Raw genomic sequence first — 21,569 nt, 5'->3', positions numbered from 1 at the left:
GAGATGCCTTCAGGCGATGACGATCAGGCGGCGGCCTGCTCGCTCAGCGCCGGATAGTCGATGTAACCTTCCGGCCCCTTCGTGTACCAGGTCTTCGGATTGTCCTGGTTCAGCGGCGCCCCGGTGCGCAGCCGCTCGACCAGATCCGGGTTGCCGATGAACGCCCGGCCAAACGCAATCGCATCCGCTACGCCCGAATCAAGGTCGGCCTGCGCCTTCTCCAGCGTGTAATCCTGGTTCAGCACCAGCGGGCGCGAGAAGACCTTGCGGATCTGGGGGCTGAGCTTGGGCACGCTCGACGCGCCGAACGTGCCGTCAGGCGATTGCTCGCGCAGCTCGAGGAAGGCGATGCCAAGCTCGTCCAGCACCTTTGCGGCCGGGATGAACACCGCTTGCGGGTTGCTGTCGTCGGCGCCTTGCGTCTCGCCATTGGGTGACAGGCGGATCGAGGTGCGCTCGGCGCCTGCCACCGCGATCACCGCCTGCACCGCTTCCTTCATGAAGCGGATACGATTCTCGGGCGAACCGCCGTAATCATCGTCGCGCAGGTTCGTGTTGTCGCGCAGGAACTGGTCGATCAGATAACCATTGGCGCCGTGCAACTGCACACCGTCGAAGCCGGCCGCAATCGCATTGCGCGCGGCATCGGCATATTGCTCGATCGCCTCCTTGATCTCGTCGATCGTCGCGGCGCGCGCCTCGCCATAGGGGTTTTTCTCCGGAATCGGATAGGGCGCCCGGGTTGCTGAGGCGGACAGCGGCTGCAGCTTGTTCACGTCCGGGCGCGCGAGCCGGCCCTGGTGCCACAGCTGGGCGATGATCTTGCCGCCCGCCTTGTGCACTGCCTCGGTGATCGGCTTCCACGCCTCGGTCTGCGCCTCGGTCCATATGCCCGGCGCATTGGGCCAGCCCAGTCCCTGCCGGCTGATCCCCGTCGCTTCCGAAATGATCAGCCCGGCGCTGGCCCGCTGCCGATAGTATTCGATCATCATCTCGGTCGGCACATGATCCGCATCGGCCCGGGTGCGGGTAAGCGGTGCCATGAGGATACGATTGGCGGCGCGAATCGCGCCCAGTTCGATTGGGTCAAAGAGGCTTGGCATTCATCTCCCTTTCCGTTGCGCTTTGCTACGCGACTTGCGCGATCTAGGCGGTTAGGTGGCACCATGCACGAGGCTCCTGCCCCAAGAAAAGCTACACCGCAGCCAAGCGGTGGTCCGGTCGCCTTCGCCGCGCTGCTCGGCGGCAACCTTGCGCTCGCCTTTGGGCCTTGGTTCGTCCGCCTCGCCGACGTGGGTCCAGTCGCCGCCGGTTTCTGGCGGATTGCGCTCGCGACGCCGCTGTTGCTCGCCATCGCCGCGATGACGACACGCCACGTCCTCGCCAGCGCCCGTGGCCTCGGCTGGGTCCTCGTCGGATCGGGTGTGCTCTTCGCCGGCGATCTCGCCAGCTGGCATGTCGGCATCCACCATACGAAGCTCGCCAACGCCACATTGTTCGGCAATGCGGCGACGTTCGTGTTCCCGCTCTACGGCTTTCTCGTCGCCCGCGCCTGGCCGACACGGGTGCAGGGCCTGGCGCTCGGGCTGGCCGCGGTAGGCGCCGCGCTACTGATGGGGCGTTCCTATCAACTCGCCCCCCAAAACCTGGTCGGCGACCTTCTCTGCTTGCTGGCGGGCATCCTGTATGCGGGATACTTCATCCTGATGTCGCGCGCGCGCACGACAATGGCACCGCTGCCCGCGCTTGGTCTGTCGTCCGCCGCCGCCACGCTCCCGCTGCTCCTGTCGGCAATACTCCTCGGCGAAAAGGTGATGCCGACCAACTGGACGCCGCTGATTGCACTCGCCTTGCTCAGCCAGGTGATCGGCCAGGGGTTGATGATCTATGCGCTCGGCCGCTTCAGCCCGCTGGTGATCGGACTTGCCCTGCTCACCCAGCCGGTGGTCGCCGCTGCGGTCGGCTGGATCGTTTATGGCGAAGCGCTTGGCCTTGCCGACGTGATCGGCGCAGTGTTGGTCGCCATCGCACTCGTCCTCGTCCGCATCGCGCCGGAGCGCGCCCCCGCTCGCCCCGGAAACGCGGGAGTGGCACAAGAGACGTCGCCAAGGGTATAAGGCAGCATGACCGACACCGCAGACATGACCCTCGACGAGATCCGCCTCGCGCTTGCCCCGTCGATCGCCGAGAATGCGGCGTTCGACGGCTGGGGCGATGCCGCGCGCGACATGGCGGCGGAGTTGGCCGGCATCGATCGCGATGTCGCGGCACTCGCGTTCGAGGGTGGCGCGGTCGCGATGATCGACGCCTGGTTCGCATCGATCGACGCGGCCATGCTCCTCGCCGTCCCGCCAGAGCATCTTGCCGTGATGAAGATCCGCCAGCGCATCACGTCGCTGGTGGAGGCACGGCTCGACGCACTGGCTCCTCACCGTGAGGCACTTCGCCGTGCGCTGGCCATCCTCGCCATGCCGCAGAACGTGGCCACTGCCGCCAAGCTCGGCTGGCGCAGCGCCGATGCGATGTGGCGCGCCGCCGGCGACACGGCGACCGACTATAATCACTATACCAAGCGGACGATGCTGCTCGGCGTCTATGCCGCAACGATCACCGTCTTCCTCGACGATGAAAGCGACGGCTACGTCGATACCAAGGCCTTCCTCTCGCGCCGCATCGACAACATCATGCAGATCGAGAAAGCCAAGGCCGGCTTCATCCGCCGGACGCGGCATCGACCCAGCCTCAGCCGTTTCGTCGGGCGCCTGCGCTATCCCGTCGCCTGACGGGAATTGATAATCGTTCGCAGAATCGGTAAGGGCAGGAGCGTGCTTGCTCCTGCTTCCTTGCCGCTAGAAACGCTCCCGGTTCACCGCCGCGCCACGATCACTGACATTGCCTGGGATCGCCTCGCGCCCCCCGAGGCGCGCCGCTTGCGTGAATTCGGCTTTGACGTCGGTGTGCACGTCGAAATCCTTCACCGGGCGACGCTTTTCCGCGGGCCGCTGGCCTGCCGCATCGGCCGGATGACGGTGGCGCTTCGCCGCGGCGTCGCGTCGGCGATCACGGTGCTGACCGACTGACATGAGCAATCTTCCGCTGGTCGCGCTCGTCGGCAACCCCAATGCCGGCAAATCCGCCCTGTTCAACGCTTTGACCGGCGCACGGCAGAAGGTCGGGAATTATCCGGGCGTCACCGTCGAACGCCACTCCGGCCGCCTAGCGCTTGACGACGGCCGCCCGGTTGAGCTCGTCGATCTGCCCGGCACCTACAGTCTCGATCCTTCCTCGCCCGACGAGCAGGTCACCCGCGATGTGCTGTTCGGCAAACAGGCGGGGGAGCGGCGGCCCGACGCGCTGATCGTCGTTGTCGACGCCGCGAACCTCGATCTTCACCTCCGCTTCGCGCTTCAACTGATCGCGCTCGGCCTCCCCGTGGTCGTCGCGCTCAATATGGTCGATCTGGCCGAGCGTGACGGGCTCATCCTGTCGCCCGAGGCGCTGTCGCGCGAACTGGGCGTGCCGGTCGTCGCCACCGTCGCGGTCCGCAAACGTGGCCTCGACGTGCTGCGCGCTGCACTGACCACCGCGGTCGACGGCGGCGGCAACCGCCCCGCGCCAGTGTCGGCAGACCTCGCCGACCAGCCGCTCACCGCGCTGCAGCGTCGCGCGCGTGACATTGCCGCTGCCGCTATCGTCTCCGAAACGCCGATGCGCCGCTGGAATCATGCGCTCGATAGCGTCGCCCTCCACCCGGTCATCGGGCCGCTGCTGCTCGTCGCCTTGATGTTCGTCATGTTCCAGGCGGTATTCAGCTGGTCGGAAGCACCGATCGGCTGGATCGAGGACGGCTTTGCCGCGATTGACGAGGTCGTCCGCGGCGCGATGCCGGATGGTCTTTTGCGATCGATGATCACCGACGGCATCATCGCCGGCGTCGGCGCGGTGGTCGTCTTCCTGCCGCAGATCCTGATCCTCTTCGCCTTCATCCTGGTGCTGGAGGCATCGGGCTATATGGTCCGCGCCGCCTTCCTGATGGATCGGCTGATGGCCGGCGTCGGTCTCTCGGGCCGGGCCTTCATTCCCCTGCTTTCGAGCTTCGCCTGCGCCGTTCCCGGCATCATGGCGACGCGCACGATCAGCGACGAAAAGGATCGGCTGACGACGATCCTGATCGCCCCTTTGATGACCTGCTCGGCGCGCCTGCCGGTCTATACGATCATCATCGGCGCCTTCATTCCGGCGCGGACCGTGCTGCCCGGGGTCGGGCTGCAAGGCCTCATCCTCCTCGGCCTCTATCTTGCCGGCATCGCGGGCGCGTTCGTCGCCGCGCTTCTCCTGCGTCGAACGGTCACCAAGGGCGATTCCTCGGGCTTCATGATGGAGATGCCGAAATACCAGATGCCGCGTCTCAGCGACATTCTGCTCGGCCTTTGGACCCGCGCCATCATCTTCCTGAAGCGTGCCGGCACCATCATCGCACTGACCACGATCATCCTCTGGGCGCTGCTCAGCTTCCCGCGCGCAACCGAGGGCCAGAGCCAGGTGGAGCATTCGATTGCCGGCCGGATCGCCAGCGGCATCGAGGTCGTCGTGAAGCCGATCGGCTTCAATCACGATATCGCGCTTGCGCTGATCCCCGCCATGGCCGCCCGCGAAGTCGCCGTCGCGGCGATCGGCACCGCCTACGCCGTCGACAACCCAGACGAGGCTTCGGGCGAGCAAACGATCATCGAGAAGCTGCGCGAACGCTGGTCGCTGCCCACGGCACTCGCCTTCCTCATGTGGTTCGTCTTCGCCCCGCAATGTGTCTCCACCATCGCCATCACCCGGCGGGAGACAAATGGCTGGAAGTGGCCGCTGTTCATGGTTGGCTATCTGTTCGCCGCCGCTTACATCATGGCCGGAATCACTTACTGGCTCGCCGTTGCGCTGGGCCTCTGAACAAAGGCATCACTGAATGGCGGGCAGCGTCAACAAGGTCATCCTCGTCGGCAATCTCGGCCGCGATCCCGAATCGCGCTCGTTCCAGAACGGCGGCAAGGTCGTGAACCTGCGCATCGCCACCAGCGAGAGCTGGAAGGATCGCAATACGGGCGAGCGCAAGGAAAAGACCGAGTGGCACTCGGTCGCAATCTTCAACGAAGGCCTCGCCAACGTCGCCGAGCGCTTCCTGCGCAAGGGGTCGAAGGTCTATATCGAAGGCCAACTGCAGACCCGCAAATGGCAGGATCAGAACGGTCAGGACCGGTATTCCACCGAAGTGGTGCTTCAAGGCTTCAACAGCGTCCTCACCATGCTCGACGGCCCCGGCGGGAACTCGGGGGGCGGCGGCGGCAGCCGTGATGACTTCGGCGGCGGCGATGATTTCAGCGGCGGCGGCGGTGGCTTTGGCGGTGGCAACCGTGGCGGCAGCGGCAGTCGCAGCGGCGGCGGTGCTGCCGGTGGTTTCGGCCAGTCGCGCGGCGGCTTCGCGGACGACCTTGACGACGACGTGCCGTTCTAAGCTCCACGGAATTGACGCCAGGCGTGCCGGAACCTTCCCGCCGGCGCGTCCTTTTTGACGACGCGTCCTTCAGGCGTTAGCGCCGGACACCGACCATCGTTGCCAGGAGCCGTTACGCACGCCCATCCATCACTGCTCGACGAGGTCGATCGCGCCCGTGTGATGGCGCTCTACGATCTTGCCGGCGCACGCGAAGAAGGCGTGCTGGACGATCTGGCATCGTTCGCCTCGGAATTGTGCGCCGCCCCCGTCGCGGTGGTCAGTCTGGTCGAGGAGGAGTTCCAGACCTTCCTCTCGCGCACCGGCACCGAGCTTTCCGGCACGCCGCGGTCCCAGTCCTTCTGCGCCTATGCCATGCACGGCCACCATGTGATGGAAGTGCCGGACGCGACGCGCGACGTGCGCTTTGCGGATAACCCGCTGGTCACCGGGGAGCCGTTCATCCGCTTCTATGCCGGCGCGCCGCTGGTGTCGCGAGAAGGCGTACCGCTGGGTGCGATTTGCGTCATCGACGTGACGCCGCGCGATGGCCTCACCGCCTTCCAGACCCGCGGGCTCGAAATCCTCGCCACCAGCGTCATGTCGCGCCTTGATGCGCGGCGCGTCGCACGCGAACAGCGCAAGGAACGCGAAGCCGTCGCCGAAACGCGCGCCGCGCTGCAGGATAGCGAGATCCGCTTCCGCACCCTCGCGGATACCATGCCGCAGATGGTGTGGTCGACGCAGCCGGACGGCTATCACGATTACTACAACGCGCGCTGGTACGAGTTCACCGGCGCGCCCTCCGGCACCACTGACGGCGAAGGCTGGAACAACATGTTCCATCCCGACGATCAGGAACGCGCATGGCAGGTGTGGCGCCACAGCCTGGAAACCGGCGCGCCCTACCAGATCGAATACCGGCTGCGGCATTTCGACGGCACCTATCGCTGGGTGCTCGGCCGCGCGCAGCCGATCCGTGACCAGCACGGGCGGATTACCCGTTGGTTCGGCACCTGCACCGACATCCACGAGCAGAAACTCGCGCTCGAGGAGCGGGAGGTCATCAGCCAGGAGCTGTCGCACCGCATCAAGAACATCTTCGCGGTGATGAGCGGCCTCATCCATCTCGCCGCCCGCACCCGGCCGGAGATCGCGCCGCTGGCGGCGGATCTGCGCGAGCGGATCGCGGCGCTTGGGCGGGCGCATGATTTCGTCCGTCCGCACAGCTCCAATTCGCGCCCGTCAGCGCAGCAGGACAGCCTGCGCGGTCTGTTGGGCGAATTGCTGGCGCCTTATCAGAACACGCCCGGGGAGCGCGTGACGATCGATGGCGTGGACGTCGCGATCGACGATCGCGCCGCCACGCCGCTCGCTCTCCTGTTCCACGAACTGGCCACCAACGCGAGCAAGTACGGCGCGCTCTCCACGCCGGAAGGTCACGTGACGATCCAGATCGGAACCGATGGGGAAAACGCAACGATTGTGTGGCGTGAGCGTGGTGGTCCGCCGCTCACCGGCGCTGCGGAGCCGTCAGGCTTCGGCAGCCACTTGATCGAGCTTAGCGCGGTTCGTCAGCTTGGCGGCTCGGTGACGCGCAATTGGCAGCAAGAGGGCCTGGAGATGACGATCCAGGCGCCGCGCGGTTCGTTCAGCCGAGCGCGTCGAGCCGGATGACGTCGTCATTGGCGGCGAGTTGCTCCCCGCTGGCCAGCGCCGCCGCCGCCAGGATCGCCTTGTCGCTGAACGGCTTGCGAATATAGCCCAGCGCATCGACCCCGGCGCCGATCTGTGACGGATTGGCCGTGACGAACACGACCTTCACGCCGTAATCGCGCGCGATCCGCTCCGCGATCTGCGGGCCGGTCGCACCGTCCCGAAGGTTGATGTCGACAAAGGCGAAGGCGCATCCAGGCGCAGCGGCCAGTGCCTGCTCGCTATCGGCGGCAATGGCCGCGACCTGATATCCTGCGTCGGTAAGAATTCGCTCCAAGTCGAGCGCAACGAAGATCTCGTCTTCAATGATGAGTGCAGTTTTGCTCATAATAGTCGTGGGGCAACCCGGTTAACTAGATTTCGTTCCCCGCAAGAGGAAGATTGCGTGCTCAGCGAGGAAGTTTGCCGCCGCCGATGTGGTTTTTTTGTCACCCGACAGAAACCACGCGCCTTCCACTACGACTCCCCTGTCCTTCAGGTAGGCGCGAAAATCGTCGATCGTCAGATGATGGATGTTGGGCGTGTCATACCAGCGCTCCGGCAGCAGCCGGGTCACCGGCATCCGTCCTCCCCAAAGAAGTGACAGTCGCACGCGCCAATGCGCGAAGTTGGGAAAGCTCACGAACGCCCGCCGCCCGATCCGCAGCAGGTGATCGAGCACCGCGTCGGGCGCCCGGCACGTCTGCAGCGTCTGGCTCAGGATCGCATAGTCGAAGCTCGCATCCGGATAGCCCGCGAGGTCGACATCAGCGTCGCCCTGGATCACGCTAAGCCCGCGCCCTACCGCCGCTGCGACATTGTGCGGCTCCAGCTCCAGCCCACGCGCGTCAGCTTGCTTGCCGTCGCGCAGCGCCGCCATCAGCGCACCGTCGCCGCAGCCGACGTCCAGCACCCGGCTGCCAGGCGCGACATGATCGGCGATGATGGCGAGGTCCGCGCGCAAGCTCATGCCGCCGTCCCCAGGAAACCCGCGACCACCCGGTTCATTTCGGGCGAATCGAGCAGGAACGCGTCATGCCCATAGGGGCTGGACAGCTCGACGAAGCTGACGGGTGCGCCGGCGGCATTCAGCGCCTGCACGATGCTGCGCGATTCGCGGGTCGGATACAGCCAGTCGGTATCGAAACTCACCAGGGCGAACCGCGCGCGCGACTGACGGAAGGCATTGGCGAGCAGCCCGCCATGTTCCTCCGCCAGATCGAAATAGTCCATCGCCCGCGTGATATAGAGATAGGAGTTGGCGTCGAACCGGTCGACGAAGGTGATGCCCTGGTGGCGCAGATAGCTCTCCACCTGGAAATCCGCGTCGAACCCGAAGGTCTTGGCCTCACGCGCCTGCAGCTTGCGCCCGAACTTCTCGGTGAGGCCAGCCTCGGACAGATAGGTGATATGCGCCGCCATTCGCGCCACCGCCAGCCCGGCCGCCGGCGTGGAATGGCCGTAATAATCCCCGCCGCGCCAGTTGGGATCGGCCATCACTGCCTGCCGTCCGACTTCGTGGAAGGCAATGTTCTGCGCCGAATGCCGCGCGGCGGATGCGATCACCACCACCGCCTCCACCCGGTCGGGGAAGGTCGCGGGCCAGCTCAGCGCCTGCATCCCTCCCATGGACCCGCCGATCACCGCCTTCAGCCGCCCCACGCCCAGGTGGTCAAGCAGCATCGCCTGCGCGCGCACCATGTCGCGGATCGTGATCACGGGGAAGGTCATGCCCCACGGCCGCCCGGTCGCCGGGTTCACCGTCGCGGGGCCCGACGATCCCATGCAGCTCCCGAGCACGTTCGCGCACACCACGAAGAACCGGTTTGTATCCACCGGGCGACCAGGACCGACCATCTGGGTCCACCAGCCCGCCTTTCCGGTACGCGGATTCGCGCCTGCGACATGCTGGTCCATGGTGAGCGCGTGGCATACGAGCACTGCATTGCTGCCGTCCGGCGCCAGCGTGCCATAGGTTTCGTACGCGATTTCGACCGGCGTCAGCTGCCCCCCGCCGTCGAGCGGCAGCGGGCTGGGCAGGATCACATGGCGCTGGAGACCGAAACGCTGGTCGTCGGCTGACATGATGGCGGCGCTAGCATCGCGCGCGTCCCAAGCAAACCCGCGGCATCGCGCCATTTGTTGCAGATCAGCACCACGCCGCGCGATGAAGGCTACAATTGCCAAGCGTGATCCGCCGCCGCTATGCGCCCGCACCATGACAGGCCCCACTCCCAAGCCGTGGATCATGGAGATCGCGCCCTACGTTCCCGGTCGCTCGACCACGGACGACGGGCGCAAGGTCGCCAAGCTTTCCTCCAACGAAAATCCGCTCGGCACCAGCCCCAAGGCGCGCGAAGCCTTTGCTTCGGCGGCCAACAACCTGGAACGCTATCCCGATGCCAGCGCCAATGAGTTGCGCGAGGCGCTGGCCGCCCGCCACGGCCTTGATCCGGCTCGCATCATCTACGGCAACGGCTCGGACGAGGTACTTCACCTTGCCGCTGGCGCCTTCGCCGGCCCGGGCGACGAGGCAATCTACGTCAACTACGGGTTCGCCGTGTACCCGATCGCGATCCGCCGCGTCGGCGCCACCCCGGTGATCGCCCCGGACAAGGATTACGCGACCGACGTCGACGCGATCCTCGCCGCCGTCACCGAGCGCACGAAGATCGTGTTCGTCGCCAACCCCAACAATCCCACGGGCACGTACGCGCCGCGCGGCGAGATCGAGCGGCTGCACGCAGGCCTTCGCGACGACATCCTGCTCGTCCTCGACCACGCCTATGCTGAGTATATCGAAGGTGGTGACGATGATGGCGGCATGGCGCTCGCTGCGCGCGCCTCGAACGTGCTCGTCACGCGCACCTTCTCAAAGATGTACGGGCTCGCCGCGGAGCGGATCGGCTGGGGCTATGCCGCCGCGCCGATCACCGAGGCGATGCACCGCATCCGGCTGCCTTTCTCAATCACCATCGCCGGCACCGCCGCCGCCGTAGCCGCGCTTGGCGATACCGATTTCGTCGCCCACACGGCGGCGCATAACGCCAAGTGGCGCACCTGGTTCGCGGAAGAGATTGCCAAGCTCGGCAACGCCGGCCTTCGCGCGATCCCCAGCCAGGCGAACTTCGTCCTCGTCGTATTCGAAGGCGCGCTGACGGCGGAAGCCGCGTACAAGGGCCTCATGGACGCCGGCTACATCGTCCGGTGGCTGCCCGGACAGGGTTTGCCGCACGGCCTGCGGATCACGATCGGCACCGAAGACGAGACCAGGGGCGTCATTGCCGCGCTTCGCAAGATGACGGCCGCGGCGTGACGAGCGCGCTTAGGATGGACCTCCGCTAGATGCTGCCCTTCGCCCGCGTCACGATCGTCGGCCTCGGCCTGATCGGCTCCTCAATCGCTCGCGCGGTGCGGGCGAACATGCCGACCGTCCGGCTCATTGGCCATGATGCCGATCCGGACGTGCGGCAGCGTGCCGACGGGCTGGGGATCGTCGACGATGTGACCGACACGATCGGTGCTGCGGTTCAGGACGCCGATCTGGTGATCCTTTGCGTGCCGGTCGGCGCCATGGGCACGGCCGCGGCCGAAATGGCCGCCGGTCTTCCAGCCGATGCGATCGTCAGCGATGTCGGCAGTTGCAAGGCAGAGGTAGTCCGCGCGCTCACCGCCGCGCTACCTGGCGCCACCATCGTTCCCGCGCATCCCGTCGCGGGCACGGAGCAGAGCGGGCCCGAGGCCGGCTTCGCGACCCTCTTCCAGGGCCGCTGGTGCATCGTCACCCCGCTGCCTGACGGCGATCCCACCGCGACCGAGAGAGTCGCCGAATTCTGGCGCCGCCTTGGCAGCATGGTGGAGACGATGGCGCCCGATCATCACGATCGCGTGCTCGCCGTCACCAGCCACCTGCCGCACCTCATCGCGTATACGATCGTCGGCACCGCCAACGATCTCGCCGAGGTCACCCAATCGGAAGTGATCAAATTCTCCGCCGGCGGCTTTCGCGATTTCACCCGCATCGCCGCGTCGGATCCGACGATGTGGCGCGACGTCTTCCTCGCCAACAAGGAAGCCGTGCTCGAGATGCTGCAGCGGTTCAGCGAGGATCTGTCGCACCTCCAGCGCGCGATCCGCTGGGACGATGGCGACACGTTGTTCGATCTCTTCTCCCGCACTCGCACGATCCGCCGCTCGATCGTCGATCAGGGGCAGGACGACGCCGCGGCGGACTTCGGCCGCAAGCACGGCTGATTCTGGTCAGGCCGGCGGGCTGCCTTCCGGCGCCTTCGCCTCCAGTTCCAGCGCGTTGATCGCCGCCCACACGCGCTGCTCGGCTTCCTTGCGCGGCAGCCCCGGCGGGATCACCTCGCCGATCCGCACCGTCACGATGCCGGGATGCTTTGCGCCCTTCTTCGGCAGCAGGCGGCCACTGTCGAGCGCGATCGGCACCACCGGCAGGCCAAGCGCCTTGTAAAGCCCTGCGAAGCCGGACCGCAGCGGCGGCGTCTCGCCCGGCGGCACGCGCGTCCCTTCCGGATAAACGATCACCGAGCGGCCACGCGCGCGGACGGCCGCACCCTCGCTCATCAATTGGCGCAGTGCCTTGGCGGACGCTTCCCGGTCCACAGCGATCGCGCCGTACAGCCGCGTTGCCCAGCCCCACACCGGAATGCGGGTCAATTCGCGCTTCAGCACCATTGCCGGCCCATTCAGGATCAGCTGAAGCTCGGTCGTTTCATACATCGCCTGGTGCTTGGCGGCGTAGAGGAACTGGCCCTCGGGGATGGTGCCCTCCACGCGTGTCGTCACACCCAGGATCATGCGCGCGCACCAGCGGTTGAACGCGGCCCAGCGATGCGCATGCACGATCACCGCCCGTTCGCCGAACGGCGCGACGAACAGCACGGCGATCACGATCGCGGTCGATCCGGCGTAGAACACCAGCCGATAGAGGATCGTGCGCAGCCAGTCGTTCATCCGTCCAGTCCCGCCCACAACGCAACCCGCCGCAGGATCAGCTTGTTATATTCGTTTACCAGCGGGCCCAGCCGCTGCTCGGTCGGCACGCCGTCACGCACGATCCGCACGTTGGGGTCCAGCGCCGCGCCCAGTTCCATCCGCGCACGCGCCATATGCCAGTCGGACGTCACCAGCCGCACCGAGCGATAGCCATGCTCGCGCACCCAGCGCGCCGTTTCCTCGGCATTTGACCGGGTATCGACCGCTTCGCTCCCAAGATCGACGCAGCAGATGATCGCCTGCGCGTGGCCGTTGGCGGCGATCAGGTCCACCTTGCGCAGCCCCGTCGCCACCCCGCTCACAAGCATCCGCTTCGCGCGCTCTGCCTCGATCAGTGCCAGACCGCGAGGGATCCGCCCCGCGCCGCCCGTCGGTACGACGATCGCGTCGGTGACTAGTAGGTCATCCGCCGGCTGGGCAAGCGCCAGCATGAAGATCGCGAAGCCCAAGCCCCAGGCGATCGCCACCAACGCAAATAACCGAGAGATCACAGCACGTTCCTCAGGGCACTCACGACCGCAAGCCGCGCGGCCAGCGCCGCCAGGAGGACGAAGAACACCGGCAGCATCAGCAACGCGATCCAGCCCGCCGGGCCCAGCACCGCGCCGCCAAGCAATCCCGATCCCAGCGCCGCCGCCCGGCTGCCCACCAGCGCCACCAGCGCCACCGCGGCGAGGCCGCCGATGGTGGCGCCGATCGCCGCATCCCGCGCGATCCGCCGCTGGAACAGCCGCGCGATCTGCACGTCGGTCGATCCCAGCATGTGCATCACGTCGATCGTCTGGCGATGCGCGTCGAGCCCGGCCCGCGCCGCCAGCACCACGACCGCCGCGGTTGCCGCCGCCATTAGCAGCACGAGAACCGCCGCGATCAGCACGACGAGGTCGAGGAAATCCGCCACCGGCGCCATCCACGCCTCATGCGCGTCGACCCGCGCCTCCGGCGCCACGCGCCGCACGGCCTCGCGCACGCGGCTCACCGTGGTGGCGTCGTCGCTGGCCAGCTCAAGGTCGATCATCGCCGGCACCGGCAGTTCCGGATCGCCTGCGTCGTCGCCAAGCCACGGCTCCAGCAGGGTGGCGAGCTGCGCCCGGTCCACAGGCGCCGCCGCCCGCACCTCCCGCAGCTTGCGCACCTCGGAAAGCACCCGCGCGGCCTGCGCTTCACGCTGCGCCGGATCGCCAGCGGCGATTTGCACCGTCGCCCGCCCGGTCAGTTCTGTTTCCAGTCCGTCCGCCGCGTTGCGCATCGCGATTCCCAGCGCGCCGCCCAGGATGGTCAGGAACAGCATGATGGCGATGATCCAGATCATTGCCCGCACGCCATGTGCATCATCGAGGACGCGCCGCGTCCGCTCGCCCTTCATCGCCCCTGCCCCATCAGGACGGCCGCGCCGGCGGGTGCCGCAGCGTGCCCGCGGGATCATGCAGCTGCCCCTTGGACAGGCGCATCATCTGCGCGCTTGGAATGCGCTGCATGAGGTGCAGGTCGTGGGTCGCCACCACCACGGTCGTGCCCAGGCGATTGAGCGAATCGAACAGCAGCAGCAGACGCTCGGCCATTTCCGGGTCGACGTTGCCCGTCGGCTCGTCCGCCACCAGCATCTCGGGCCGTGCGATTACCGCGCGGGCGATCGCCACGCGCTGCTGCTCGCCGCCCGACAGGGTCGCCGGCCGCGCGTCGGCGCGATCCGCCAGGCCCACCCAGGCCAGCATCTCGCCCACCGGCCCCGCCACCTCTGCCTCGGGCATCCCGGCAATCCGCAGCGGCAGGGCAATATTGTCTGCCGCGGACAGGTGCGGCACCAGCCGGAAATCCTGAAACACCACGCCGATACGCCGTCGGAAGCCCGGCAGGCGCCCGCGCGGCATCATCACCGCGTCCTCGCCGAACAGCTTGATCACGCCCCGCGTCGGCCGCTGCGCGAGGTAGAGCAGCCGCAGCAGCGACGTCTTTCCCGCCCCGCTCGCTCCCGTCAGGAAGTAGAAGGAACCGGCCGCCAGCGAGAAGCTGATGTCGGACAGCGTCTCGGGCCCGTCGCCGTACCGCAGCCCCACATTCTCGAACTGCACGATGTTCGCCATTGCGGCGCCGTCATCCCTACGCACCCATGCCCCGTCGCAGCCATCGCACGAGCGGTGCCGCTGCATCAACCTCCGCTTGCATGCAACGCACGGGCCGTGTTTAGATTCGCGATGTTACCAGCCCCTGATCCAGTTTCCGGCAGCGTCGCTTCATGATCCTCGAATGTCCCGAATGCCGCACCCGCTATCTGGTGCCCGACAGCTCAATCGGGACGGAGGGTCGGACCGTGCGCTGCGCCAACTGTCGCCACAGCTGGCATCAGGAGCCCGACGCCCGCGCCGTCGAGGCCCTCGCCGCGACACCGCCCGCCGAACCTGCTCCCGCCGAGGCCGAGGCCTCATCCACCCCTGCGCCGCCGCCCGCCGCTGCGGCACCTGCAGCCCCCGTAGCTCGGCCTGCACCCGGCCCCGGCCCCGCAACAGCAGCCACGCCAACGCCGCCGCTGCCGCCGGTCACCCCACCGGCCGCCGCCACGCCGACGGCTCCCGGCACTGATCTCGACCCACTCGGCAATCGCCCCTCCACCCGCCCGCGCATCAACCCCGCGCGCCGCTGGACGATCGCCGCCGTCGCCGCGGCGCTGCTGATGCTCGTCGCCGTCGCCGCAATCCTGTGGACCAGCGCACCCGGCCTGGCGACTCAGCTCGGCTTCTCCTTCGGCCCGGAAGAATCGCCGCTTCGCCTGATCGACAATCCGATCGAGCGGCGCGAGATCAACAATGGCAGCGAATTGTTCGCGGTCAGCGGCAAGGTGCTGAACCCCTCGAACGAGCGGCAGCGCGTGCCGGACATCCGCGCCGATCTGCGCGATGCGCAGGGCCGGATCGTCTACAGCTGGACGATCATCCCGCAGCAGCGCAGCCTCTCGCCCAAGAGCGCGATCGACTTCAACTCGGCAAAGCTCGACGTACCCGCCACCTCCAAGCGGCTCGAGCTCAGCTTCGTCGGCGAAGACGGCGGCTGACCAGCGCGAAGCGGCCGCCGTTCAGCGCCGCGGCCGCAACCATACCCAGCGCCGACGCCCATACGAGCGCCATCGGCCCATCGCCGCGCGTGACGAACCACCAGCCTGCGCCGCCGGTGACGATGAAGAAGGCGATGATCCCGTTCACGCCCGCCGCCACCTGATCACCCAGCGAACGTAGCGCATAGACGAACACCACCTGCAGCCCGTCGAACACGACGAAGGGTAGCCACGGCAACAACATCGTCGCCGCCAACACGGCCACCGCCGCCTCCGCCGGGAACAGGGCCACCACCTGCGCGCGCAGCAGGATCAGCGTCATCGCCACCAGCCCCAGCGCCGCCGCCGTCGCGCCGGCCGCGATCGCCACCCGGCGCCCCGCCTCCTGCGGCACCCCCTCGCCCACCGCATTCCCAGTCCTGACGCCAGCCGCCGAGGCAAAGCCGATCGCGATCGAGAAGGTCACATTGTGGATCGAAAAGACGATCTGGAAGGCATGCGCTGCGGCTTCGCCAAGTTGGGTCGACAGCGCGATCAGGATGGAGAATCCCGCCAGTTCCAGCCCGGCGGCAATTGCCGGCACGATGCCGAACCAGGCGATCCGCCCTGCACCGCGCAGCGTGCCGCGCCACGCGGCGATACCCCAGTCGCGCAACCCGCGCTCGCGCGCTTGCGGGGTCGCCAGCGCCGCAGCCACCATTGCGACCCCGCCCACCAGAGACGCCAGCGTCGTCGCGATCCCGGCGCCGACGGCGCCCAGCGCCGGCAGGCCCGCCTGCCCCGTCGCCAGCACCCAGGCCAGCAAGGCGTTGATCGGCATCACTGAGAGGTTCACCGCCGCCACCATTCTTGGCCGGCTGATCCCCTCGAGGAAGAAGCTCGCTGCCACCAGCGCCAGCTGAAAGGGATAACTGAGCGCAATCGCCCGCACCACGGCAGCGCCGGGCACCACCAGCGGTTCGGCCACGCCCACCATGCGCAGCAGGGATTCGGCGCCGAAGAAGAGGATCGCCGCCATCACCGCGCCCAGCGATACAGCGAACACTAACCCTTCGCGCAGCACCGCCCCGGTCCGCCGCAGATCGCCCGCGCCATCTGCCCGCGAGGCGAAGACCAGCACCCCCGACAGCCAGGACAAGGACGCGACGATCCCGACGAAGGTGATCGCCCGGCTGGCGGACAGCGCGGCCACCTCGTGCACGCTGACGAGCCCGACGACGACCACGTCGGTCACGTGAAGCACCGTCCAGTTGAGGCTGGTCAGCATCACCGGCCAGGCAAGCGCCAGGATCCGCCCCAGTTCGCCGCCCCGCGCCATGCTGCCGCTGCCCCCTCGCATCTTTTCGCGCTAGCGGTGCGACGCGGGCATTGCCAGCCCGCAAAACCCTTGCTAGTGGCCCGCTCCTGCCAGCCGCCGGGCCAGCCCGGTGGACATCACGTGCGGTCGTGGCGGAACTGGTAGACGCGCAACGTTGAGGTCGTTGTGGCCGAAAGGCCGTGGAAGTTCGAGTCTTCTCGACCGCACCATTTCACTCACTGGCAGGCTATCCGGATCATCAGGATCCGGTAGCCGCCAGTGAAGCTGAAACACCCATCATCCTTCGCCGCTGATTCTCGCTGGCCGCCGCCCGCGCGCTCGATTTGGCGCCTGACATGGATTAGGCACAGCGTGCGGTGCGAAAGCCGCTCCTGCGCGTTTGCGGCGGCGTGGATAGGCCCTCGAACTCTCGTCTGGCGAGTGTCGCGGTCATCGTCCTTGTACTGGCCGCACTGATCTGGCTGGTATCGTTCGTCGGCATCAATCTCAGCGGCAAGCAGACGTCGGATCGCCAGCCATCGCGGGTGGCGACCGGCGAGAACAGGAACTGAGGCCGCCATACGACATTACGCGGCAAGCGGCCCCGCGTCGCGCCGGCCATGCAGTCACTACATGGCCATACGCGGCCCGTCGTTCTACGGGGCAACCATGCACTTCTTCCCGCGCCGCGTCCGCACGCCGATGATCCTGCTGGCGTTCGCCGCCACGACAGCAGCCGCGCCCGATCGGGAGCGCGCACGCTGGGAAACGCGGGCTGCCGACGTCACCATCACACGCGACGACTGGGGTATCCCGCACATCCGCGCCCGCACTGATGCCAATGCGGTGTTCGGCATGATGTATGCCCAGGCCGAAGATGATTTCGCCCGGATCGAGGCCAATTACCTCACTGCGCTCGGCCGCACGGCGGAGGCTGATGGGGAAGAAGCCGTCTGGGCCGATCTTCGCCAGCGCCTGTTCGTCGATCCGGCAGAGCTCAAGCGGCAATATGCCGGCAGCCCGGCCTGGCTACGTGCGCTGATGGACGCCTGGGCCGACGGACTGAACTTCTATCTCGCGACACACCCGCAAGTGAAGCCGCGCGTCCTCACCCGCTTCGAACCGTGGATGGCGCTCAGCTTCACCGAAGGCAGCATCGGCGGCGACATCGAGCGCATTTCACTCAGCGAGCTCAAGACCTTTTACGGCCGCCCCACTCCGCCGACGTCGCAGGAGACCGGTGCCACGCCGCGCGAGCCGTCCGGATCGAACGGGATCGCCATCGCGCGCAGCCTCACCAGCAATGGCCGCGCGCTGCTGCTCATCAACCCGCACACCAGCTTCTACTTTCGCTCCGAAGCGCAGGTGACAAGCGACGAGGGCCTCGACGCTTATGGCGCCAGCACGTGGGGCCAGTTCTTCATCTACCAGGGCTTCAACGCCAAGGCCGGCTGGATGCACACCTCCGCCACCGTCGACAATGTCGATGACTTCGCCGAGCGGATCGTGCCGCGCGGCAAAGGCTTTGCCTATCGCTACGGGACGGAGCTTCGCCCGGTCACCGAGAAGATCGTCACGCTACGCGTCCGCCAGAGTAATGGCCGCCTCGCCGAGCAGCGCTTCACAACCTGGCGCACCCATCACGGCCCGATCGTTGCGTCGCGTGACGGCCGCTGGATCGCGACCGCGCTGATGTGGCGCCCGATCTCGGCGCTCGAGCAAAGCTACTTGCGCACCAAGGCGACTGACCTTGTCGGCTACATGAAGATCGCCGAGCGCAAGGCAAATTCGTCGAACGCCACGCTCTTTGCCGACAGCAAGGGCGCGATCGCGTTCCTGATGCCGCAGTTCATGCCGCTGCGCGACGACCGCTTCGATTATACCCGTGCCGTCGACGGCAGCGATCCGGCGACCGACTGGAAGGGGCTGCACACCCTCGCCAGCCTGCCCAATGTCGCCAATCCGCGCGTCGGCTGGGTCCACAACACCAATGACTGGCCGTGGAGCGCCGCCGGGCCGGACAGCCCGAAGGCAAAGGATTATCCGCGTTACATGGATCAGACCGGCTCCAACGCCCGCGGCGTACACGCCGATCTGCTGCTTACCGGGAAGCGCGGCTGGACGCTCGATCGCCTGCAAGCCGCGGCCTATGATCCTTATCTCCCCGCCTTCGCGCGGCTGATGCCGGATCTCGTCGCCGCGTGGCGCGCGCTGCCTGCCGGCGATCCGCGCCGCGCCGCGCTGGCCGAGCCGATCCACCTTATCGAACGCTGGGATCACCGCTGGGGCTATGATTCGGTCGCGACCAGCCTTGCGGTCTTCTGGGGCGATCATCTGTGGGGCGAAGTCGGCGCCGCCGCGCAGGCAGCACGGATGAACGTGCCCGATTACATCGCCGCCCATGTGCCCGCGGAGCAGCGCATCGCTGCGCTGTCGGCAGCGATCGATCGCCTCAACCGCGATTTCGGCAGCTGGCGAACGCCTTGGGGCGCGATCAACCGCTTCCAGCGGCTGGATAATTCCCTGAAGCCGCACTTTGATGATTCGAGGCCGTCGGTGCCGGTGCCCTTCACCTCGGCGCAATGGGGCGGCCTCGCCTCGTTCGGCGCCAAGGCGTGGGCGGGTACGAAGCGCTATTATGGCACCAGCGGGAACAGCTTCGTCGCGGTGGTCGAATTCGGCCCGCGAGTGAGGGCCAAGGCGGTGATGGCGGGTGGCCAGAGCGGTGACCCCGCCTCGCCGCACTTCGCCGATCAGATCCAGCGTTATGCGCAAGGCAACCTGCGCCCGGTCTATTTCTATCCCGACGAGCTCGCCGGCCATGTCGAGCGCCGCTATCGTCCCGGCGAGGTCACCCACGCGCGCTGATCAGCGCGTGATCGTGGCCAGCTCCGCCGGGCGCAACTCATGGACCAACTGCTCCATCCGGCATTGCGCCGGCGCCTTGTCCGGTCGCCAGCGCAGCAGCCGCGTACCATGGCGGAACCGCTTGCCCGTCACCTGATCGTACAGCACCTCGACCACCAGCTCGGGGCGCAGCGGCTCCCACGCACTTTCCTTGCCGTCGTTCCAGCGGCTTGGCCCGCCGGGCGCCTTGCCAGTGAAGCCGGGCGCCTCGATCAGCGGCTCCAGCCGCTCGGCGAGCGCCAGCCGCTCCTCCGCCGCGATGCCGGAGGTGAAGCCGACATGGTTCAGCAGCCCGGCGTCATCGTAGAGCCCAAGCAGCAACGATGCGACGCCTGCCCCGTCCTTGGCGCGGCGAAAGCCGCCCACGACGCAATCGGCCGAACGATGCTGTTTCACCTTCAGCATCGCGCGCTCGCCGGGCCGATAGGGTTCGTCGATCCGTTTCGCCACCACGCCATCAAGCGCCCCGCCGCTCCGCGCCAGCCATGCTTGCGCCGTATCGATCTTCTCGGTTCGATCCGACAGCAGCAGTGCGGCGCTGCCGTGCCTGGCATGGAAGCGCTCCAGCGCCAGCCGTCGCTTGGCCAGCGGCTCGCCCGCCAGATCCACGCCATCCAGCATCAGGCAGTCGAACAGCATCAGCTGCGCCGGCGTCTCACGGGATAGTTTCTCGATCCGGCTCGCCGCCGGATGCAGCCGCGCCTGCAACGCATCGAAGGACAGGATCCCGCCGATCGGCAGGATCAGCTCGCCGTCCAGCGTGAAGCGCTCGCGCTTCACCGCCGCGATCATCGCGACGATTTCGGGGAAATAGCGCGCCAGCGACTTGCCGGATTTGGACAGGATCTCGACATGCTTGCCGTCGCGAAACCCCAAGGCGCGAAAGCCGTCCCACTTGGGTTCGAACTGCCAGCCCGCCTCCTCCGGCAGGTCGGCGACCAGCTTGGCTTCCATCGGGCTGAGGATCGGCGCCGTCATGCACCGAGGAACGCCCGCCCCCTCGGCTCTGATCCACCTCGTTTGCGTCAGCTCACCTTGTCGGGCCGCACGACCACCTTGCACTGCTGCTCCGGGTCCGCGAGCGCGGCGAAGGCGGCGGCCACTCCGTCCAGCCCCACTTCGTCCGTCACCGCCGGCAGTACGTCGATCGTGCCTTCCGCGATATTGCCCAGCGTCGCGGCGAATTCCTCCGCGCTGTAACCAAGCACGAAACGGAAATCGATCTGCTTGCTGATGCACAGGAACGGCTCGATCTTGTCGGTTTCCATGCACACGCCGACGACGATCACCTGCGTGCCGACCGGTACCGATTCGACGATATTGTTGATGACGCCCGGCACGCCGACGCATTCGAAGACGATCGCGCGCTTGCCGCTCTGCCCAGTCATCATCGCCGCCATCCGCTCGCTCGACGTGCGCGGCACGCCAAGATCGCTCCAGCGCGTGTGCGGCGATTCCCTGGCCGGGTCGACGATGATGTCCGCCCCCATCTTCTCCGCCACCGCACGGCGCGCCGGCGAGAAGTCGGACGCGAGGACGGGGCCCAGCCCGCGCGATTTCAGCGCCGCGATCACGGCCAGGCCAACCGGCCCGCAGCCGATGACGAGGTTCACCGTGTCCGCTCCGGCGGCCGACATCGCGACGGCATGTTCGCCCACCGCGAACGGCTCGGTCATCGCCGCCTGCACGTCACTGAGGCCGTTCGGCACCGGCAGCAGCAAGGCCTCGCTCAGCACCATCCGCTCGCTATATCCGCCCGGGTACGTGTTCGAATAACCGATCGCCTCATAGCCATCGGCCTTCATCGCGATCGGCATGGAGACGACGCGCGTGCCGGCCTTCAGCGCCTTCGCCGAACCTGGGCCATGGTCCAGGATTTCGGCGGAGAATTCATGGCCGAACACCATGTCACGCGCCGGATCCGTCTTCGGCTTCTCGCCGGTGCGCGCGCCAAGCTCCAGCATGTTCTCGAACGAGTGGACGGCGTGAAGATCGGATCCGCAGATGCCGCAGGCCAGCGTCTTCACCAGCACCTCGCCCGCGCCCGGCGTCGGCTCGGCGATCTCGTCCAGCACCAGCTTCTTGTTGCGTCTCACCACTGCGCGCATCGCCGCCAT

22 protein-coding genes and 1 tRNA gene are annotated in these 21,569 nt (G+C 67.3%); 12 read left to right on the top strand and 11 right to left on the bottom strand.

What is annotated here, in order from left to right; genetic code table 11:
* Positions 1-23: 23 nt before the first annotated feature.
* The gene (locus ACH0CP_RS00760) at positions 24-1,103 is read right to left on the bottom strand and encodes an alkene reductase (protein WP_294442938.1); all 1,080 of its coding nucleotides are present in this window, start codon (positions 1,101-1,103) and stop codon (positions 24-26) included.
* Positions 1,104-1,166: 63 nt separating this feature from the next.
* Here ACH0CP_RS00760 and ACH0CP_RS00755 point away from each other — a divergent pair, with 63 nt between their 5' ends.
* The 6 genes from ACH0CP_RS00755 to ACH0CP_RS00730 all read left to right on the top strand — a co-directional run bounded on the left by ACH0CP_RS00755 (position 1,167) and on the right by ACH0CP_RS00730 (position 7,159).
* Positions 1,167-2,117: a DMT family transporter gene (locus ACH0CP_RS00755; protein WP_406875416.1), complete on the top strand. Its 951-nt coding sequence runs from the start codon at positions 1,167-1,169 to the stop codon at positions 2,115-2,117.
* Positions 2,118-2,123: 6 nt separating this feature from the next.
* Positions 2,124-2,783 carry a COQ9 family protein gene (locus ACH0CP_RS00750; RefSeq protein WP_294442936.1) on the top strand — a complete coding sequence of 220 codons (660 nt, stop codon included), beginning with the start codon at positions 2,124-2,126 and terminating at the stop codon, positions 2,781-2,783.
* Positions 2,784-2,825: 42 nt separating this feature from the next.
* Positions 2,826-3,080 (top strand): FeoA family protein, encoded by a 255-nt coding sequence (locus ACH0CP_RS00745; RefSeq protein ID WP_294442935.1) that lies wholly within the window; start codon positions 2,826-2,828, stop codon positions 3,078-3,080.
* A gap of 1 nt (position 3,081) precedes the next feature.
* Positions 3,082-4,941, top strand: a complete 1,860-nt coding sequence (locus ACH0CP_RS00740) for a ferrous iron transporter B (RefSeq protein WP_294442934.1) — start codon at positions 3,082-3,084, stop codon at positions 4,939-4,941.
* 16 nt (positions 4,942-4,957) lie between these two features.
* On the top strand, positions 4,958-5,503 hold the full coding sequence (gene ssb, locus ACH0CP_RS00735) for a single-stranded DNA-binding protein (protein WP_294442933.1): 546 nt from the start codon (positions 4,958-4,960) through the stop codon (positions 5,501-5,503).
* Positions 5,504-5,665: 162 nt separating this feature from the next.
* The gene (locus tag ACH0CP_RS00730) at positions 5,666-7,159 is read left to right on the top strand and encodes a sensor histidine kinase (RefSeq protein WP_294442988.1); all 1,494 of its coding nucleotides are present in this window, start codon (positions 5,666-5,668) and stop codon (positions 7,157-7,159) included.
* On the opposite strand, the gene ACH0CP_RS00725 is transcribed toward ACH0CP_RS00730, so the two are convergent.
* From ACH0CP_RS00725 to ACH0CP_RS00715, 3 genes are read right to left on the bottom strand one after another with little or no spacing between them, the layout of a single operon-like run.
* Positions 7,134-7,526, bottom strand: coding sequence for a response regulator (locus tag ACH0CP_RS00725; RefSeq protein ID WP_294442932.1), 393 nt, complete (start codon positions 7,524-7,526; stop codon positions 7,134-7,136). The genes ACH0CP_RS00730 and ACH0CP_RS00725 overlap by 26 nt on opposite strands.
* A 21-nt stretch (positions 7,527-7,547) precedes the next feature.
* Positions 7,548-8,147 carry a methionine biosynthesis protein MetW gene (gene metW / locus ACH0CP_RS00720; RefSeq protein ID WP_406875418.1) on the bottom strand — a complete coding sequence of 200 codons (600 nt, stop codon included), beginning with the start codon at positions 8,145-8,147 and terminating at the stop codon, positions 7,548-7,550.
* The gene (locus ACH0CP_RS00715; RefSeq protein ID WP_294444988.1) at positions 8,144-9,262 is read right to left on the bottom strand and encodes a homoserine O-acetyltransferase; all 1,119 of its coding nucleotides are present in this window, start codon (positions 9,260-9,262) and stop codon (positions 8,144-8,146) included. Before ACH0CP_RS00715 ends, metW begins: the two co-directional genes overlap by 4 nt.
* 133 nt (positions 9,263-9,395) lie before the next feature.
* Between ACH0CP_RS00715 and hisC the strand changes: the two genes are divergently transcribed.
* Positions 9,396-10,493, top strand: coding sequence for a histidinol-phosphate transaminase (gene hisC / locus ACH0CP_RS00710; RefSeq protein ID WP_294444986.1), 1,098 nt, complete (start codon positions 9,396-9,398; stop codon positions 10,491-10,493).
* 29 nt (positions 10,494-10,522) lie between these two features.
* Positions 10,523-11,431, top strand: coding sequence for a prephenate/arogenate dehydrogenase family protein (locus ACH0CP_RS00705; protein WP_294444985.1), 909 nt, complete (start codon positions 10,523-10,525; stop codon positions 11,429-11,431).
* A gap of 6 nt (positions 11,432-11,437) precedes the next feature.
* Here ACH0CP_RS00705 and ACH0CP_RS00700 read toward each other — a convergent pair whose 3' ends face one another.
* From ACH0CP_RS00700 to ftsE, 4 genes are read right to left on the bottom strand one after another with little or no spacing between them, the layout of a single operon-like run.
* Positions 11,438-12,157, bottom strand: a complete 720-nt coding sequence (locus ACH0CP_RS00700) for a 1-acyl-sn-glycerol-3-phosphate acyltransferase (RefSeq protein WP_294444984.1) — start codon at positions 12,155-12,157, stop codon at positions 11,438-11,440.
* The gene (locus ACH0CP_RS00695) at positions 12,154-12,690 is read right to left on the bottom strand and encodes a YdcF family protein (protein ID WP_294444983.1); all 537 of its coding nucleotides are present in this window, start codon (positions 12,688-12,690) and stop codon (positions 12,154-12,156) included. The genes ACH0CP_RS00700 and ACH0CP_RS00695 overlap by 4 nt, the downstream gene beginning before the upstream one ends.
* Positions 12,687-13,625 (bottom strand): ABC transporter permease, encoded by a 939-nt coding sequence (locus ACH0CP_RS00690; RefSeq protein WP_294444982.1) that lies wholly within the window; start codon positions 13,623-13,625, stop codon positions 12,687-12,689. The genes ACH0CP_RS00695 and ACH0CP_RS00690 overlap by 4 nt, the downstream gene beginning before the upstream one ends.
* On the bottom strand, positions 13,579-14,283 hold the full coding sequence (ftsE, locus tag ACH0CP_RS00685; RefSeq protein ID WP_294444980.1) for a cell division ATP-binding protein FtsE: 705 nt from the start codon (positions 14,281-14,283) through the stop codon (positions 13,579-13,581). The genes ACH0CP_RS00690 and ftsE overlap by 47 nt, the downstream gene beginning before the upstream one ends.
* 152 nt (positions 14,284-14,435) lie before the next feature.
* Here ftsE and ACH0CP_RS00680 point away from each other — a divergent pair, with 152 nt between their 5' ends.
* Positions 14,436-15,248, top strand: a complete 813-nt coding sequence (locus tag ACH0CP_RS00680) for an MJ0042-type zinc finger domain-containing protein (protein ID WP_294444978.1) — start codon at positions 14,436-14,438, stop codon at positions 15,246-15,248.
* Here the strand turns inward: ACH0CP_RS00680 and ACH0CP_RS00675 are convergent.
* Positions 15,220-16,587, bottom strand: coding sequence for an MATE family efflux transporter (locus tag ACH0CP_RS00675; protein ID WP_406893856.1), 1,368 nt, complete (start codon positions 16,585-16,587; stop codon positions 15,220-15,222). The genes ACH0CP_RS00680 and ACH0CP_RS00675 overlap by 29 nt on opposite strands.
* Before the next feature lie 101 nt (positions 16,588-16,688).
* Here ACH0CP_RS00675 and ACH0CP_RS00670 point away from each other — a divergent pair.
* The 3 genes from ACH0CP_RS00670 (at position 16,689) to ACH0CP_RS00660 (ending at position 19,413) form a co-directional block, all read left to right on the top strand.
* Positions 16,689-16,775, top strand: a tRNA-Leu gene (locus tag ACH0CP_RS00670).
* Positions 16,776-16,955: 180 nt separating this feature from the next.
* Positions 16,956-17,117, top strand: a complete 162-nt coding sequence (locus ACH0CP_RS00665) for a hypothetical protein (RefSeq protein ID WP_294444953.1) — start codon at positions 16,956-16,958, stop codon at positions 17,115-17,117.
* A gap of 130 nt (positions 17,118-17,247) precedes the next feature.
* Positions 17,248-19,413 (top strand): penicillin acylase family protein, encoded by a 2,166-nt coding sequence (locus ACH0CP_RS00660; RefSeq protein WP_294444961.1) that lies wholly within the window; start codon positions 17,248-17,250, stop codon positions 19,411-19,413.
* Here ACH0CP_RS00660 and ACH0CP_RS00655 read toward each other — a convergent pair whose 3' ends face one another.
* Positions 19,414-20,430, bottom strand: coding sequence for an ATP-dependent DNA ligase (locus tag ACH0CP_RS00655; RefSeq protein ID WP_294444954.1), 1,017 nt, complete (start codon positions 20,428-20,430; stop codon positions 19,414-19,416).
* A gap of 47 nt (positions 20,431-20,477) precedes the next feature.
* Entirely contained in the window at positions 20,478-21,560 is a 1,083-nt protein-coding gene (locus tag ACH0CP_RS00650) for a zinc-binding dehydrogenase (protein ID WP_294444955.1), read from the bottom strand.
* Positions 21,561-21,569: the final 9 nt, after the last annotated feature.

This window comes from Sphingomonas sp. 179-I 2A4 NHS (genome assembly GCF_045369135.1).
In the GTDB taxonomy this organism is placed as follows: domain Bacteria; phylum Pseudomonadota; class Alphaproteobacteria; order Sphingomonadales; family Sphingomonadaceae; genus Sphingomonas.
This window is presented reverse-complemented; position numbering and strand designations above follow the sequence as displayed.

What these genes read in the sequence shown, in the direction of transcription:
- ACH0CP_RS00690 (WP_294444982.1), bottom strand. Translation starts at nt 13,625, where the DNA reads ATGATCCCGCGGGCACGCTGCGGCACCCGCCGGCGCGGCCGTCCTGAT.
- ACH0CP_RS00680 (WP_294444978.1), top strand. Translation starts at nt 14,436, where the DNA reads ATGATCCTCGAATGTCCCGAATGCCGCACCCGCTATCTGGTGCCCGAC.
- hisC (WP_294444986.1), top strand. Translation starts at nt 9,396, where the DNA reads ATGACAGGCCCCACTCCCAAGCCGTGGATCATGGAGATCGCGCCCTAC.
- ACH0CP_RS00750 (WP_294442936.1), top strand. Translation starts at nt 2,124, where the DNA reads ATGACCGACACCGCAGACATGACCCTCGACGAGATCCGCCTCGCGCTT.
- ssb (WP_294442933.1), top strand. Translation starts at nt 4,958, where the DNA reads ATGGCGGGCAGCGTCAACAAGGTCATCCTCGTCGGCAATCTCGGCCGC.
- ACH0CP_RS00715 (WP_294444988.1), bottom strand. Translation starts at nt 9,262, where the DNA reads ATGTCAGCCGACGACCAGCGTTTCGGTCTCCAGCGCCATGTGATCCTG.
- metW (WP_406875418.1), bottom strand. Translation starts at nt 8,147, where the DNA reads ATGAGCTTGCGCGCGGACCTCGCCATCATCGCCGATCATGTCGCGCCT.
- ftsE (WP_294444980.1), bottom strand. Translation starts at nt 14,283, where the DNA reads ATGGCGAACATCGTGCAGTTCGAGAATGTGGGGCTGCGGTACGGCGAC.
- ACH0CP_RS00730 (WP_294442988.1), top strand. Translation starts at nt 5,666, where the DNA reads ATGGCGCTCTACGATCTTGCCGGCGCACGCGAAGAAGGCGTGCTGGAC.
- ACH0CP_RS00675 (WP_406893856.1), bottom strand. Translation starts at nt 16,587, where the DNA reads ATGCGAGGGGGCAGCGGCAGCATGGCGCGGGGCGGCGAACTGGGGCGG.
- ACH0CP_RS00755 (WP_406875416.1), top strand. Translation starts at nt 1,167, where the DNA reads ATGCACGAGGCTCCTGCCCCAAGAAAAGCTACACCGCAGCCAAGCGGT.
- ACH0CP_RS00650 (WP_294444955.1), bottom strand. Translation starts at nt 21,560, where the DNA reads ATGCGCGCAGTGGTGAGACGCAACAAGAAGCTGGTGCTGGACGAGATC.
- ACH0CP_RS00705 (WP_294444985.1), top strand. Translation starts at nt 10,523, where the DNA reads ATGCTGCCCTTCGCCCGCGTCACGATCGTCGGCCTCGGCCTGATCGGC.
- ACH0CP_RS00655 (WP_294444954.1), bottom strand. Translation starts at nt 20,430, where the DNA reads ATGACGGCGCCGATCCTCAGCCCGATGGAAGCCAAGCTGGTCGCCGAC.
- ACH0CP_RS00760 (WP_294442938.1), bottom strand. Translation starts at nt 1,103, where the DNA reads ATGCCAAGCCTCTTTGACCCAATCGAACTGGGCGCGATTCGCGCCGCC.
- ACH0CP_RS00725 (WP_294442932.1), bottom strand. Translation starts at nt 7,526, where the DNA reads ATGAGCAAAACTGCACTCATCATTGAAGACGAGATCTTCGTTGCGCTC.
- ACH0CP_RS00740 (WP_294442934.1), top strand. Translation starts at nt 3,082, where the DNA reads ATGAGCAATCTTCCGCTGGTCGCGCTCGTCGGCAACCCCAATGCCGGC.
- ACH0CP_RS00700 (WP_294444984.1), bottom strand. Translation starts at nt 12,157, where the DNA reads ATGAACGACTGGCTGCGCACGATCCTCTATCGGCTGGTGTTCTACGCC.
- ACH0CP_RS00660 (WP_294444961.1), top strand. Translation starts at nt 17,248, where the DNA reads ATGATCCTGCTGGCGTTCGCCGCCACGACAGCAGCCGCGCCCGATCGG.